This window comes from Reyranella sp., from assembly GCF_017305915.1.
GTDB lineage: Bacteria > Pseudomonadota > Alphaproteobacteria > Reyranellales > Reyranellaceae > Reyranella.
Genome location: NZ_JAFKJN010000018.1, coordinates 204,034 through 218,154 on the forward strand (window position 1 = coordinate 204,034; position 14,121 = coordinate 218,154).

The window sequence follows — 14,121 nt, forward strand, 5'->3', positions numbered from 1 at the left end:
CCATTGCTGGCACGATTCGCGCTATGCTCCCTGCCATGCCCGATGACAGCCCGACCGTCGGCCTGCGCGTCGTCGATACCCTTTCCGGCGTGGAAGCCGCGCAGTGGGATGCCTGCGCGCTGGCGTCCGGCTCGGCCGGCAGCCCGTTCCTCAGCTACGCCTTCCTGAAGGCACTGGAAGACTCCAAGTCGGTCGGCCGCCGCACCGGCTGGCAGCCGCAATACCTGCTGGCCGAGACCGACGACGGCACGCTGCATGGTGCGGTGCCGCTCTATGTGAAGGGCCACAGCCAGGGCGAATACATCTTCGACCATGGCTGGGCGCAGGCCTTCGAGCGCGCCGGCGGCCGCTATTACCCGAAGCTGCAGGCGGCGGTGCCGTTCACGCCGGTGCCCGGGCCGCGGCTGTTCGTGCGTCCGGGCCCGTACGCCGACGGCGTGCGCGACGCGATGATCGACATGCTGGCCAAGATCGCCGACGACAACAACATCAGCTCGGTGCACGCCACCTTCTGCAGCGAGGCCGACTGGAAGCGCTTCGGCGCGCACGGCTGGCTGCAGCGGCTCGGCCGCCAGTATCACTGGGCCAACGACGGCTACGGGACCTTCGACGACTTCCTGGGCGCGCTGGCCTCACGCAAGCGCAAGGCGATCCGCAAGGAGCGCGACTCGGTGCGCCGCGACGGGCTGGTCATCCGCCAGCTCTCGGGCGACGACCTCAAGCCCGAGCACTGGGACGCCTTCTTCGCCTTCTACATGGACACCGGTGGGCGCAAGTGGGGCTCGCCCTACCTCACCCGCTCGTTTTTCGACATCCTGGGCTCGACGATGGCCGACAAGGTCGTGCTGGTGATGGCCGAGAGCGACGGCCGCCCGGTCGGCGGCGCGCTCAACATCAAGGGCGACGACACGCTCTACGGCCGCTACTGGGGCTGCCTGGAGAGCCACGCCTTCCTGCATTTCGAAGCCTGCTACTACCAGGCCATCGACTACGCGATCGCCCACGGACTGCAGCGCGTCGAGGCCGGGGCGCAAGGCGACCACAAGATCCAGCGCGGCTACCTGCCGGTGAAGACCTACTCCGCTCACTGGATCGTCGATCCGAGCTTCCGGCGCGCGGTCGACAACTACCTCAAGCAGGAACGCCCGGCGGTCGAGCAGGAGATCGCCGAGCTGATGCAGTACTCGCCGTTCCGGAAGGAAAACCAGTCGTCGTGAGCCGTCAGCCCCTCGGTGCCATCAGCATGCCGAGGAAGAAGATCGCGAAGAAGACGACGTACTCCGTGGTGTCGAGCCACGAGAACGCCAGCCCCTTCCAGCCGCTGCGCTCGATGATGTAGAGAACCACCGCATAGACCGCGGTGGCGAGCGCCGCGGTCCGGGCAGCGACCCAGAGGGGCCGTAGAGCCTTCACTCAGCCAGCACGGGTTCCTGGCTGGCCGGCGGCAGGGCCTTCGGCTCGGGCGGCAGGAAGATGAAGACGAGCTTGGCCGCGGCACCCTCACCCTCGACGTCGACACGTACCGTGCCGCCGCCGTTGGAAAGCTTGCCGAACAGCACCTCTTCCGCCAGCGGCTTCTTGAGATGCTCCTGGATGACGCGGGCCAGCGGCCGCGCGCCGAACAGGCGGTCGTAGCCCTTCTCGGCCAGCCAGCGGCGGGCACCGTCGCTGAGCTCGATGAAGACCTTGCGGTCGGCGAGCTGGACCTCGAGCTCGGCCACGAACTTGTCGACCACCCGGTTCATGCTCTCCGGTCCCAGGTTGGCGAACTTGATCGTCGCGTCGAGCCGGTTGCGGAACTCCGGCGCGAACATGCGGTTGATCGCATCATCGTCCTCGTCGTGCCGGACCTCGCGGCCGAAGCCCAGCGCCGGCTTGGCGAGATCCGCCGCGCCCGCGTTGGTGGTCATGCACAGGATGACGTTGCGGAAGTCGACGGTGCGGCCGTTGTGGTCGGTCAGCTTGCCGTAGTCCATCACCTGCAGAAGGATGTTGAATACGTCCGGATGCGCCTTCTCGATCTCGTCGAGCAGGATCACGCAGTGCGGGTGCTGGTTGACCTGGTCGGTCAGCAGGCCGCCCTGGTCGAAGCCGACATAGCCCGGCGGCGCGCCGATCAGGCGGCTGACGCTGTGCCGCTCCATGTACTCCGACATGTCGAAGCGGATCAGCTCGAGGCCGAGCAGGCGCGCGAGCTGGCGCGTCACCTCGGTCTTGCCGACGCCGGTCGGGCCGGCCAGCAGGTAGGAGCCGATCGGCTTCTCCGGCGAGCGCAGGCCCGCCCGGGCGAGCTTGATCGCCGCGGCGAGCTGGTTGATCGCCTTGTCCTGCCCGAACACCACCGTCTTCAGGTCGCGGTCGATGTTGCGCAGCATCTCGGTGTCGTCCTTCGACACCGACTTCGGCGGGATGCGCGCGATCTTGGCGACGATCTCCTCGATGTCCGGCACGTCGATGGTCGACTTGCGCTGGTCCTGCGGCCGCAGCATCTGGGCGGCGCCGACCTCGTCGATCACGTCGATCGACTTGTCGGGCAGCTTGCGGTCGTGCAGGTAGCGCGCCGACAGCTCGACCGAGGCCTTGATGGCGTCGTCGGTGTAGGTGACGTGGTGGTGCTTCTCGTAGACCGGCTTCAGCCCCTTCATGATCTCGATGGCGTCGGCGATCGAGGGCTCCGGGACGTCGATCTTCTGGAAGCGCCGCACCAGCGCGCGGTCCTTCTCGAAGTAGTTGCGGTATTCCTTGTAGGTGGTCGAGCCGATGCAGCGCAGCTCGCCCGACTGCAGCGAGGGCTTGAGCAGGTTCGAGGCATCCATCGAGCCGCCCGAGGTGGCGCCGGCGCCGATGATGGTGTGGATCTCGTCGATGAACAGCACCGAGTTGGGCTTCTTCTTGAGCTCGGCGAGGACCGCCTTCAGCCGCTCCTCGAAGTCGCCGCGATAGCGCGTGCCGGCGAGCAGCGCACCCATGTCGAGCGCGTAGATCACCGACTCCTTGAGCACGTCCGGCACCTCGCCCTCGACGATCTTGCGGGCCAGGCCCTCGGCGATCGCGGTCTTGCCGACGCCGGGCTCGCCGACATAGAGCGGGTTGTTCTTGGTGCGCCGGCACAGCACTTGGATGGTGCGCTCGACCTCGTGCTCGCGGCCGATCAGCGGATCGACGCGGCCTTCGCGATGCTTCTGGTTGAGGTCGACGCAGTAGGCGGAGAGCGCCTCGTTGCCCTGCTTGACCGCGGCCTCGCCGCCGTTCTCCTCCTCGGAGCCGGTGACGCGGCGGGCGCGGGCGCGGCCCGGCACCTTGGCCTTGCCGTGGCTGATGTAGTCGACCGCGTCGAGCCGCGACATGCCCTGGTTCTCGAGGAACGACACGGCATGGCTGTCGCGCTCGGAGAACAGCGCGACCAGCACGTTGGCGCCGGTGACTTCCTTGCGACCGGACGACTGCACGTGCACCGCGGCGCGCTGCACCACGCGCTGGAAGCCCGCGGTCGGCAGCGGCTCGCTCGGCGTCTGGGTGACGATGCCCTTCAGCCGGTTGTCGATGAAGGATTCGAGATCATGGCGCAGGCGATCGATATCGACCCCGCAGGCCTTGAGCACGGGGGTCGCATCCTCGTCCTCCGTCATCGCCAGCAGCAGGTGCTCGAGCGTGGCGTATTCGTGCCGGCGCTCGCCCGCGAGGGCGAAGGCACGGTGGAGGGACTTCTCGAGGTTCTTGGATAACATGGACATCGAACACCTCGACTTCTAACGGCTGACTACTCTTTCTCGAGCGTGCACTGCAGCGGATGCTGGTTCTTGCGCGCGTAATCGACAGTCTGGGTGACCTTGGTCTCGGCCACTTCGTAGGTATAGACCCCGCACACGCCGACGCCCTTTTGATGGACATGCAGCATGATCTTGGTCGCTTCTTCGCGGGTCTTCTGGAAGATGTGCTGCAGGACGTCGACGACGAACTCCATCGGCGTGTAGTCGTCGTTCAGCATTAACACCTTGTACATCGACGGCTTCTTGGTCCGTGTCCGGGTGAGCGTCAGCGCCCCCGAACGCCCTTCGCCTTCGTCGTTACTGCTTCCATCGTCCCGGCGCGACGGCGGCTTCGGCGGACCACCCGGCGGCTCATTCGGGCCACCGAGCCGGTCGCCGAGAAGGCGCCAGTCGTCTGCGGAACCGGAAGAAATCATCTCGCTCGTCTTGACCTCTGTCGAACCGATCTACGAATTATATAGGGATGCCAAGCCTTTCCGCCATACCGCTACCTCGGCCGCAAGCCATCCTTTCCCACAACCAGCGTCCAGCGGTCCGCCCTGTCTCCGCGTCCCGGACGCAAGTTGATCGGATCGCGCCGCAGTTCGGCGGGCTCCAGGTTGCGCGGGCGGTTCACCGCTATGCCAACGTTGTCGAGGGCAAACAGTTTCTCCGCAAAGCGTACAGTCGCGAAACGGTCAGTGGGATAATGATAGGCTTGAAAGCCCCAGACGCCGTTGCGGCAGGACGCGACGGTCCACCAGAAGTCGTTGTCGGGCAGACGAAGGCCATCGCGTGGCGGGCCGAAGGCCGCGCTCGCCTGCAACAACCCCATGAGATCCGCGGTCTCCGGCGCCGGCAGCAGGCGCTGCCCTTTTCGCATGCGCCAAGGCGCGGTCGCATCGCCGAGCGAGCCGATGAAGATGCTGGAGACGGTGGTCGACGCACTCTGATCGACCAGCACGCCCATGTTCAGCCCGGCCGTGCCGTCAGGCTGCAGGAACAGCTCGTAAGTCCGGACCTGCTCCTCCCAGAGCGCATTATAGACCAGCCTGACACGGCTGCGCTCGCCAGGCCGGCAGGCGGCGCGGATGTCGTCGCCGCCGACATAGCCGAACCAGTTCAGACTGCGCACGACCGGCGGATCGACGTTGCGCTCGGCGCGCTGCGCCCAGGCGGTCGTCGAAGCGATCGCGACAGTGAGCCCTAAAGCCGCAGCCATCAGCTTCTTCATGGTCGGACCCTCTTTGCCATGCAGTTTTCGAACCAATGGGGCAGCATGGCGGCCCTCCGAAAGTTGCATTAATCCCACAACTTTTGTATTCTTCAAGAAATCGCCCATAACCTCTTGTGTGGGCAAGAATAATTAGACTTTCACCCTGTGGCGTTTTTGAGATGACCCCCTCCCTCAGGCGCTTTGTGGCAGGTCTTCACGGGCTTGCCATCTGCACTCTCGTTGCGACTCTGCTGGTTCAAGGCAGCGTCCAGGCCCAGCCGAACTCGGCGAAGGCCCGCCCGACGCCGAGCGGCAAAGGGCATGCGCTCAGCAAGGCGGTGCGAACGCCGTCGCCCTGGGTGCCCAATCCCAACGTCAACGCCAAGGACGCCTACCTGATCGTCGATGCGGCGAGCGGCCGGGAACTCGGCTCCGACCAGCCCGACGAGCTGCGGCATCCGGCATCGCTCACCAAGCTGATGACGCTCTACCTCACCTTCTCGGCGCTCGATTCGGGCAAGCTGTCGCTCGGCGACGCGCTGCCGGTGTCGATGAGCGCTCTGAATGCACCGCCGACCAAGATGGGCATGCAACCCAACGGCACGGTGCTGGTGCGCGATGCGGTGATGGGCCTGGTGACCCGCTCGGCCAACGACGCCGCGGTGCTGCTGGCCGAAACGCTGGGCGGCAGCGAGGAAGCCTTCGCCGCGCAGATGACCAACAAGGCGCGCCAGCTCGGCATGTCCTCGACCGTGTATCGCAACGCCTCGGGCCTGCCCAACCCCGAGCAGGTCACCACCGCGCGCGACATGGCCCGGCTCGCCAACGCCCTGCTGCGCGATTTCCCGCATTACTATCCGGTCTTCTCGGTCCTCTCGTACAACTATCGCGGCCGCTCGCTCGAGAACCATAACCGCATGCTGGCGAGCTACGCCGGCGCCGACGGCCTCAAGACCGGCTACACCAACGCCTCGGGCTTCAACCTCGTGATGTCGGCGGTGCGCGACAACCGCCGCCTGATCGGCGTGGTGATGGGCGGCAACACCGCCTTCCAGCGCGACCGGCTGATGGCCGACCTGATGGATCAGGGCTTCCAGGCGGCCCAGGCGCAGTCGATCCAGCCCTGGACGAGCGCGCGCGTGCCGGCCTCGGCGCGCTACACCGCCGCCAACTTCGTGCCGGGCATCGGCCCGCTCGACGGCCGCAGCCTCGCGGGCTTCACCAAGTCCGAGCCTTCCGCCGTGGTGCATGCCAGCACCGCCCCGGCGACCATCGCCGGCAGCTGGGTGATCCAGGTCGGATCGTTCAGCGATTCACGGGCCGCGCAGGCAGCGCTGGAGCGGGCGACCGGCGCGCTGCCGGAAGCAACCCGCGGTCACGGTGCCGTGACGATCGACGAGGTCCAGCTTCCGGACAAGACACTGCATCGCGCGCGCCTGACCAACCTCTCGCAGCAGGAAGCGGTCGACGGCTGCAAGAAGCTGAGCGCGCGCAAAATCCACTGCTCGGCGCTGCAGATCACCGCGCGCTGATCGCGCTGAGGGCCGGCTTGACGCGGGCGAGGAACGCCCGCTTGTAGCGTCGCTGCCAGGCGGCGAGATCCCATGCGCCGCTGGTCGGCTGGAACCGTTCCTCCAGCGGCGCGAACACCGACACCGTGGTCATCGCCCCGTCGATCCGCACCTTGAGCGGCGCGATGCGGTAGCGCGGCCCCTCGTAGCGCGCGAGGCGCTCGACGTCGCGGATGCTGAGGCCGCCGACGATGGCGCCCCTCACCTCGTCCTTGGGATCGCGCACCACGATCGGATAGCTCGCGCCCTTGACCCGCCGGCGCGCATGGCCCGGCAGGGCCGCCGGCGTGTAGGCCTGCGGCGGTAGCCGTCGGCCCAGCACCAGGCTGATGACGTCGTGGTCGAGCAGCGTGCCGTAGAAGAAGAAGCGCATAACGTGCTTCTCATATCATACGGACCGCGGGTCTCCAGGCCCGCTCATGACTCATGAGGCGGGCCTGGAGGCCCGCGGTCCAGGAGACATGAACCCTTAGTGGTGCGCGCTCGGCTCGTCCGGCAGCTCGACGCCGCTGGCCGACAGGGCGGCCTTGAGGTCGGCCTTCAGGCGCTCGAGACCATCCTCGTTGTGGCTCTCGCAGCGTGCGACCAGCACCGGCTGGGTGTTGGAGGCCCGCAGCAGCCACCAGCCGTCCGGCGTGTTCACGCGTACGCCGTCGATGTCGTTCAGCTTGGCGCCGGCCTTCTTGAGCCGCGCCTTGACCTCGTCGACGACCTTGAACTTGTGGTCGTCCGGGCAGTCGAAGCGCAGCTCCGGCGTGTTGATCAGCTGCGGAAGCTTGTCGCGCATGCTGGCGAGGCTCTCCTTGCCGCCGGCCACGATGTTCAGCAGGCGCAGCCCGCAATAGAGAGCGTCGTCGAAGCCGTAGAAGGTATCGGCGAAGAAGACATGGCCGCTCATCTCGCCGGCGAGCGGTGCCTTGAGCTCGGCCATCTTGGTCTTGATCAGCGAATGGCCGGTCTTCCACATCAGCGGCGTGCCGCCGGCCTGCTGGATCTCGTCGAACAGCGCCTGGCTCGCCTTGACGTCGCCGATGATGGTGGCGCCCGGGTGGGCCTTCAGCACGTCGCGCGCCCACAGGATCATGAGCTGGTCGCCCCACAGGATGCGGCCCTTGCCGTCGATCGCGCCGATGCGGTCGCCGTCGCCGTCGAAGGCGATGCCGAGGTCGCAGCCCTCCTTCTTCACCTTGGCCTGCAGCTCCTTGAGGTTCTCCGGCACCGTGGGATCCGGATGGTGCGCCGGGAAAGTGCCGTCGACCTTCTCGTTCAGGATGTAGTGGGTACCGGCAAGCTTGCCGACCACGGCGCGGATCGACACGCCGACGGCGCCGTTGCCGGTATCCCAGGCGACCTTGAGCTTGCGGCCGGGCTTCACGTCCTTGAGCAGGCGGGCGGCATAGTCGTCGAGCACCGGGCGCTTCTCGACCTTGCCCTGACCCTCCTCGAAGTCGCCCTTGCCGGCGATCTCGCCCAGCTTCTGGATGTCGGCACCGAAGAACGACTTCTTGCCCATCATCATCTTGAAGCCGTTGAAGTCGGGCGGATTGTGCGACCCGGTGATCTGGATGCCGCCGTCGGCATCGAGGTGCCAGACCGCGAAATAGAGCATCGGCGTGGCCGCCAGCCCGATCTCGATGACGTCGATGCCGGCCGCGTTCAGCCCCTCGACGCAGGCCTTGGCGAGCTCGGGCGAGCTGAGACGGCCGTCATAGCCCAGCGCCACGCGCTTGCCGCCCTTGCGTTTGACCATCGTGCCGAAGGCGCGGCCGATGGCACCCGCATCGGCGACGTGCAGCGTCTTCCCGACGACGCCTCGGATGTCGTACTCGCGCAGGATGGAGGAATCGAACTTGTGGGCCGTCTTGCTCATCAATCGCTCCGCAATGACTGTCAGGGGCGCGGCCGGGGCCGGCCGACGCCTTCGTAGGTGAAGCCGAGACCGCGCATCTCTTCCGGATTGAAGATATTGCGCAGGTCGACGATGCGGGGCTGGCGCATGACCTGCTTGATACGCCGCGGATCGAGCCCGCGGAACTCATGCCACTCCGTGATCACGACCAGCACGTCCGCCTCGAACGCCGCCTCGTAGGCGGTCTTGGCGAAGGTGATGTTCTTCAGGAGCTTGCCCGCCTCGCCCATGCCCTCGGGATCGAAGGCGACGATGTTGGCGCCCGCCGCCTGGAGCGCCGGCACGATGTCGAGCGAGGGCGCATCGCGCATGTCGTCGGTGTTGGGCTTGAAGGTGAGCCCCAGCACGCCGACGTTGAGGCCGGCGACCGTGCCGCCGCAGAAGTCGATGACCTTGCGCGCCATCCGCTTCTTGCGGGCGTTGTTCACCTCGATGACCTGCTCGACGATGGTCTGCGGCGCATTGACCTCGCGCGCGGTGTAGGCCAGCGCCAGCGTGTCCTTGGGGAAGCACGAGCCGCCGAAGCCCGGGCCGGGATGCAGGAACTTGCGGCCGATGCGGCCGTCCAGGCCGATGCCGCGCGCCACGTCGTGGACGTCGGCGCCGACCTTCTCGCACAGGTCGGCGATCTCGTTGATGAAGGTGATCTTGGTCGCGAGGAAGGCGTTGCCGGCGTACTTGGTGACCTCGGCAGTCTCGATGTTGGTGAACACCATCGGCGTCTGGATCAGGTTGAGCGGCCGATAGACCGCGGCCATCACGTCGCGGGCACGCTGGCTCTCGACGCCGATCACCACGCGGTCGGGCTTCATGAAGTCCTCGATCGCCGCGCCCTCGCGCAGGAACTCGGGATTCGAGGCGACGTCGAACTCAGCGCTCGGCTGGCTCTCGCGGATGATGCGCGCGACCTCGCGGCCGGTGCCGACCGGCACGGTCGACTTGGTGACCACCACGGTGTAGCCGCGGAGCGCCCCGGCGAGCTCGGCGGCGGCGGCATAGACGTAGGTCAGGTCGGCATGGCCGTCGCCGCGCCGGGTCGGCGTGCCGACCGCGATGAACACCGCGTCGGCTTCGCCGACCGCGAGCTCGGTGGTGAACTCGAGCCGCCCCGCCTTGACGTTGTCGGTCACCAGCTTGTCGAGGCCGGGCTCGTAGATCGGGATCTCGCCCTTCTTCAGGCGCTCGATCTTGGAGGGATCCTTGTCGATGCAAACCACGTCGTGGCCGAACTGGGCGAAGCAGGCGCCGGACACCAGCCCGACATAGCCCGACCCGATTATGGCGATGCGCATCGCTTAGCCTTTCAGCAGGCGCTCGAGCAGCGCCCGCGTCTCCGACGCCGTGTCCTTGCGGCCGAGCGCGACGGCGACGTTCGCCTCGAGGAAGCCCAGCCGGTTGCCGCAATCATAGCGCCCGCCGGTGTAGCGCATGGCATGGAACGGCTGGGTGCCGATCAGCTTGGCCATCGCCTCGGTGAGCTGGATCTCGCCGCCGGCGCCGACCTCGTGCCTGTCGAGATGGTCGAACACCTCGGGCATCAGGATGCTGCGACCGATCCAGGCCAGGGTCGAGGGTGCCTCGTCGGGCTTCGGCTTCTCGACGATGCCGGTCATCTCGGCGAGTCCGTCCTTCTCCGTCTTGATGGCGACGATGCCGTAGCTCTTGGTCTGCTCGCGCGGCACGTTCATCACCGCGACGACGTTGCCGCCGGTCTTCTCGTGCGCCGCCACGAGCTGGGCGGTGCAGGTCGGCGAGCTCACCATCAGCTCGTCCGGCAGCAGCACGGCGAACGGCTCGCGGCCGATCCAGTGGCGCGCGCACCACACCGCGTGGCCGAGGCCGAGCGGCTTCTGCTGGCGGGTGAAGATCGCGTTGCCGGGCTTGATCGTCGCCTGCTCGGCCTGCTTCAGCTCGACCCGCTTGTTGCCGCGCTGCGCCAGCGTCGTCTCGAGCTCGTAGGCGTGGTCGAAGTGATCCTCGATCGCGCCCTTGTTGCGGCCGGTGACGAAGACGAATTCCTCGATGCCGGCGGCGAGGCACTCCTCGACCGCGTACTGGATCAGCGGCCGATCGACGACGGTCAGCATCTCCTTGGCCATCGCCTTGGTCGCCGGCAGGAAACGGGTACCAAGACCCGCGACCGGCAGGACGGCTTTACGGACGCGCTGGGCCATGTCGGTCGACCTCTTCTTCGGCAACAATATTTGACAGGTAAATCAACGCTTTGACCGCGTCACGGCGGCGGTTCATGCCACGCCCGGCTGGAGCCGGCAAGTCATACCCCCCATCTCATAAACCAAGCAGGACGTCCTTGGCGCGGTTGATGAGCGCCGCCAGTTCCGCCGTTCCGCCGGCATCGGGATGCATCCGGACAATGAGACGTCGGTGCGCGGCGCGGATTTCCTCATCCGTCGCACCTTCTTGCAGCCCCAAGGTGGCCAGCGCCTCCTGCCGTGTCATATCTGTGTGCGGACCGCGGGGCGGTGGCGATGCCTGTCGCCAGTCCGCACCCAGCCGGCGATCGAGGTAGGACTCCAGCACCTTCAGCGAATCGGAGTCCGACGCGCAGTCGCCGTAGAGGTCGCGCAGTTCGCCCTCGGTCATCGTCTCCAGGCTGCGGCCGGCGAAGCGGCCCTGCAGCACCCGGCCGCCGATATCGCCGGTGCCGTGCTCGAGCCAGGCATAGATGAAGGCCGTGTTCACATGCGTACGCTGGCCGCCGGGTTGGTTGAAGTCGCCACTCGGCTGCCGGTTGAGCCAGCGCCTGAGCAGCGCGATCGCTGCGAAGCCTGCAATCGGCAGCAGCACCGGCAGAAGCTCCGGCAGCAGGCGCATGCCGAAGATCAGCAGGCCGCCGACGCCGATGACGGCCAGCCCCACGAGGAGCGGCCGCAGCGTCCGCGCGACGCTGGAAGGGTTCGCCCGCATGAACCAGAAGAGGCCGATCCCCAGGACCGCAAGCACCGCCAGCGCCAGGAGCACCGCCGGCATGGCTATGGCTTGGCGGGTGGGGGCGCCGGCGCGTTGGGTTGCGGCGGCTGCGACGCCTGTTCTTGCTTCTGCTTCTGGATTTCCTTCCAGCGCGCCACGTTGCGATTGTGCTCGTAGACGTTGGCGGCGAAGGCGTGCCCGCCCTGCCCGTCGGCGACGAAGTACAGCGAGCGGTCGCGCGACGTCGGCGAGAGGGCCGCCAGGATCGCGGCTCGGCCGGGATTGCAGATCGGCCCGGGCGGTATGCCGGCCACGACGTAGGTATTGTAGGGCGAGCTCGACTGCAGGTCGGCGCGCGTCAGCTCCTTGCCCTGCATGCCCCTGCCGCCGGTCACGCCGTAGATCGTGGTCGGATCGGATTCGAGCTTCATCTTGAGCCGCAGGCGGTTGACGTAGACCGCGGCGACCCGGGGCCGCTCGGCGGCGATCGCGGTTTCCTTCTCGATGATCGAGGCCATGATCAGCGCGTCGCGCTTGCTGGCATAGGGCAGCCCGGCGGTGCGCTTGCGCCACGCCTCGTCGAGTGTCTTCTCCATCGCCTCCTTCATGCGCGACAGCACGCCGTCGCGGGTGTCGTCGCGCGAGTAGAAGTAGGTCTCGGGCAGGAGGTCGCCCTCCTTGAGGTCGAGAGTGATCTCGCCGCTCAGCGCGTCGGTCTTGCGCACCAGCTCGACGATCTCGGCGGTGGTGGCGCCCTCGGGGATGGTCAGGCGCCGCTGCACCACCTTGCCCGACTGCAGCAGGTCGACCAGCGCCGACATCGAGATGTGCGGCGGCACCTCGTACTCGCCGGCCTTGATCGGCTTGGGATTGGGATCGACCATCAGCGCGACCCGGAACAGCTGCGGATGGGAGATCACGCCCTCGCCCGTCAGGATCCTGGCCATGGTGGCCGGGCCGGCGCCGCGCGGGATCAGCACGGTCCTGGTCTTCTCGAGCGGCCCGCTCGCCACCAGCATCTGGTGGCCGAGCAGCAGCCCGCCACCCATCACGGTGACGAGCAATGCGATCCAGACAAGGACCCAACGGAAAAAGCTGAGCATGCCTCAGCCCCGGGTCAGGCGGGGCCGACGATCAGACAGGCGTTGGTGCCGCCGAAGCCAAAGGAGTTGCTGAGCGCAAAGCGCACCTTGCGCTGCTTGGCTTGCTTGGCCACCAGGTCGATGTCGCAGCCGGCGTCGGGCTCGTCGAGGTTGAGCGTCGGCGGCACCGCCTGCTCGAGCACCGACTTGATCGAGTAGATCGCCTCGATCGCGCCAGCGGCGCCCAGCAGATGGCCGGTGGCCGACTTGGTCGACGACATCGACAGCTTGTAGGCATCGGCGCCGAAGGTCTTCTTGACCGCGCCCAGCTCGATCACGTCCGCCATCGTCGAGGTGCCGTGGGCGTTGACGTAGTCGATCTGGTCGGTGCCGAGACTGGCGCGCTTCAGCGCCGACTTCATGGCGCGCATCGCGCCGTTGCCGTCTTCCGACGGCGCGGTGATGTGGTAGGCGTCGCCCGACAGGCCGTAGCCCAGGATCTCGGCGTAGATCTTGGCGCCGCGCTTCTTGGCGTGCTCGTACTCCTCGAGCACCACGACGCCTGCGCCCTCGCCCATGACGAAGCCGTCGCGCCGCTTGTCCCACGGCCGCGAGGCCTGGGTCGGCGTGTCGTTGAAGTCGGTCGAGAGAGCCTTGCAGGCGTTGAAGCCCGCGATGCCGATGCGGCAGATCGCGGCCTCGGCGCCGCCCGCCACCATGACGTCGGCGTCCTCGAGCTGGATCAACCGCGCCGCGTCGCCGATCGCATGCGCGCCGGTCGCGCAGGCGGTGACCACCGAGTGGTTCGGCCCCTTGAAGCCGTATTCGATCGAAACCTGGCCCGAGGCCAGGTTGATCAGCGCCGACGGGATGAAGAACGGGCTGACCCGGCGGGGTCCGCGCTCCTTCAGCACCAGCGACGTCTCGTAGATGGTGCTCAGCCCGCCAATGCCGGCGCCGATCATCACGCCGGTGCGCGCGAGGCCTTCCTCGTCCTGCGGCTTCCAGCCCGAATCCTCGACCGCCTGCTTGGCCGCGGCCATGGCGAAGACGATGAACTTGTCGACCTTCCGCTGGTCCTTGGGCAGCATGTAGAGGTCGGCATTGAACAGGCCGCTCTCCTTGTCGCCCTGGGGGACCTCGCCCGCGATCTTGGTCGCGAGATCGGCGGTGTCGAACGCCTGGATCGCGCGGATGCCGGACTCGGCTGCCATCAGCCTGCGCCAGTTGGTGTCGACGCCGTCACCCAACGGCGTCACCATGCCCATGCCCGTAACGACGACTCGTCGCATCGTCAGTCTGCCTTCACGTTGAACGGAAGGGACCTAGGATTTGGAGTTGCTGTTGATGAAGTTGATGGCGTCGCCGACGGTCTGGATCTTCTCGGCCGCGTCGTCCGGAATCTCGATCGAGAACTCTTCCTCGAAGGCCATGACCAGCTCGACGGTGTCGAGAGAGTCCGCGCCGAGGTCATCGATGAACTTGGCGTCTTCCTTGACCTGGGCGGCCTCGACGCCGAGGTGCTCGACGACGATCTTCTTCACGCGCTCGGCAATATCGCTCATTCTCTTGTCCTTCCCGTCTCTCAAAGTCGTTTCGCCGGAGGGGTTGGCGATTTCGGGGTCTCTAACATAGCCGTCCGGCCAAAACCAGCGGCGGAAAG

Annotated in this window: 14 protein-coding genes; 2 read left to right on the plus strand and 12 right to left on the minus strand. The window is 67.0% G+C overall.

Going from position 1 to position 14,121, the window contains the following annotated elements; genetic code table 11:
* Positions 1 to 35 precede the first annotated feature (35 nt).
* Positions 36 to 1,217: a GNAT family N-acetyltransferase gene (locus tag J0J01_RS18170; protein WP_296383100.1), complete on the plus strand. Its 1,182-nt coding sequence runs from the start codon at positions 36 to 38 to the stop codon at positions 1,215 to 1,217.
* A gap of 4 nt (positions 1,218 to 1,221) precedes the next feature.
* On the opposite strand, the gene J0J01_RS18175 is transcribed toward J0J01_RS18170, so the two are convergent.
* From J0J01_RS18175 to J0J01_RS18190, 4 genes are all read right to left on the minus strand, one after another.
* Positions 1,222 to 1,413 carry a hypothetical protein gene (locus J0J01_RS18175; protein WP_296383102.1) on the minus strand — a complete coding sequence of 64 codons (192 nt, stop codon included), beginning with the start codon at positions 1,411 to 1,413 and terminating at the stop codon, positions 1,222 to 1,224.
* A complete protein-coding gene (gene clpA / locus J0J01_RS18180) occupies positions 1,410 to 3,734 on the minus strand; it encodes an ATP-dependent Clp protease ATP-binding subunit ClpA (RefSeq protein ID WP_296383103.1) in 2,325 nt (774 codons plus the stop codon). Before clpA ends, J0J01_RS18175 begins: the two co-directional genes overlap by 4 nt.
* Before the next feature lie 26 nt (positions 3,735 to 3,760).
* The gene (gene clpS / locus J0J01_RS18185) at positions 3,761 to 4,186 is read right to left on the minus strand and encodes an ATP-dependent Clp protease adapter ClpS (RefSeq protein ID WP_296383105.1); all 426 of its coding nucleotides are present in this window, start codon (positions 4,184 to 4,186) and stop codon (positions 3,761 to 3,763) included.
* 71 nt (positions 4,187 to 4,257) lie between these two features.
* Positions 4,258 to 4,983: a hypothetical protein gene (locus J0J01_RS18190; RefSeq protein ID WP_296383107.1), complete on the minus strand. Its 726-nt coding sequence runs from the start codon at positions 4,981 to 4,983 to the stop codon at positions 4,258 to 4,260.
* Positions 4,984 to 5,144: 161 nt separating this feature from the next.
* Here J0J01_RS18190 and J0J01_RS18195 point away from each other — a divergent pair, with 161 nt between their 5' ends.
* Positions 5,145 to 6,497: a D-alanyl-D-alanine carboxypeptidase gene (locus tag J0J01_RS18195; protein ID WP_296383109.1), complete on the plus strand. Its 1,353-nt coding sequence runs from the start codon at positions 5,145 to 5,147 to the stop codon at positions 6,495 to 6,497.
* Here the strand turns inward: J0J01_RS18195 and J0J01_RS18200 are convergent.
* The 8 genes from J0J01_RS18200 to J0J01_RS18235 form a co-directional block, all read right to left on the minus strand.
* Positions 6,484 to 6,909: a gamma-glutamylcyclotransferase family protein gene (locus tag J0J01_RS18200; RefSeq protein ID WP_296383111.1), complete on the minus strand. Its 426-nt coding sequence runs from the start codon at positions 6,907 to 6,909 to the stop codon at positions 6,484 to 6,486. The two genes, J0J01_RS18195 and J0J01_RS18200, sit on opposite strands and share 14 nt — an antisense overlap.
* Positions 6,910 to 7,005: 96 nt before the next feature.
* Positions 7,006 to 8,406 carry a phosphoglucomutase/phosphomannomutase PgmG gene (pgmG, locus tag J0J01_RS18205; RefSeq protein WP_296383113.1) on the minus strand — a complete coding sequence of 467 codons (1,401 nt, stop codon included), beginning with the start codon at positions 8,404 to 8,406 and terminating at the stop codon, positions 7,006 to 7,008.
* 20 nt (positions 8,407 to 8,426) lie between these two features.
* Positions 8,427 to 9,737, minus strand: coding sequence for a UDP-glucose/GDP-mannose dehydrogenase family protein (locus tag J0J01_RS18210; RefSeq protein ID WP_296383115.1), 1,311 nt, complete (start codon positions 9,735 to 9,737; stop codon positions 8,427 to 8,429).
* A gap of 3 nt (positions 9,738 to 9,740) precedes the next feature.
* Entirely contained in the window at positions 9,741 to 10,619 is an 879-nt protein-coding gene (galU, locus tag J0J01_RS18215) for a UTP--glucose-1-phosphate uridylyltransferase GalU (RefSeq protein WP_296383116.1), read from the minus strand.
* A 115-nt stretch (positions 10,620 to 10,734) separates the two neighbouring features.
* Positions 10,735 to 11,436, minus strand: coding sequence for a molecular chaperone DnaJ (locus J0J01_RS18220; RefSeq protein WP_296383118.1), 702 nt, complete (start codon positions 11,434 to 11,436; stop codon positions 10,735 to 10,737).
* A 2-nt stretch (positions 11,437 to 11,438) separates the two neighbouring features.
* Positions 11,439 to 12,479: an endolytic transglycosylase MltG gene (mltG, locus tag J0J01_RS18225; protein ID WP_296383120.1), complete on the minus strand. Its 1,041-nt coding sequence runs from the start codon at positions 12,477 to 12,479 to the stop codon at positions 11,439 to 11,441.
* A 14-nt stretch (positions 12,480 to 12,493) separates the two neighbouring features.
* Entirely contained in the window at positions 12,494 to 13,750 is a 1,257-nt protein-coding gene (gene fabF, locus J0J01_RS18230; protein ID WP_296383122.1) for a beta-ketoacyl-ACP synthase II, read from the minus strand.
* 33 nt (positions 13,751 to 13,783) lie between these two features.
* Positions 13,784 to 14,023, minus strand: coding sequence for an acyl carrier protein (locus J0J01_RS18235; protein ID WP_296383124.1), 240 nt, complete (start codon positions 14,021 to 14,023; stop codon positions 13,784 to 13,786).
* Positions 14,024 to 14,121: the final 98 nt, after the last annotated feature.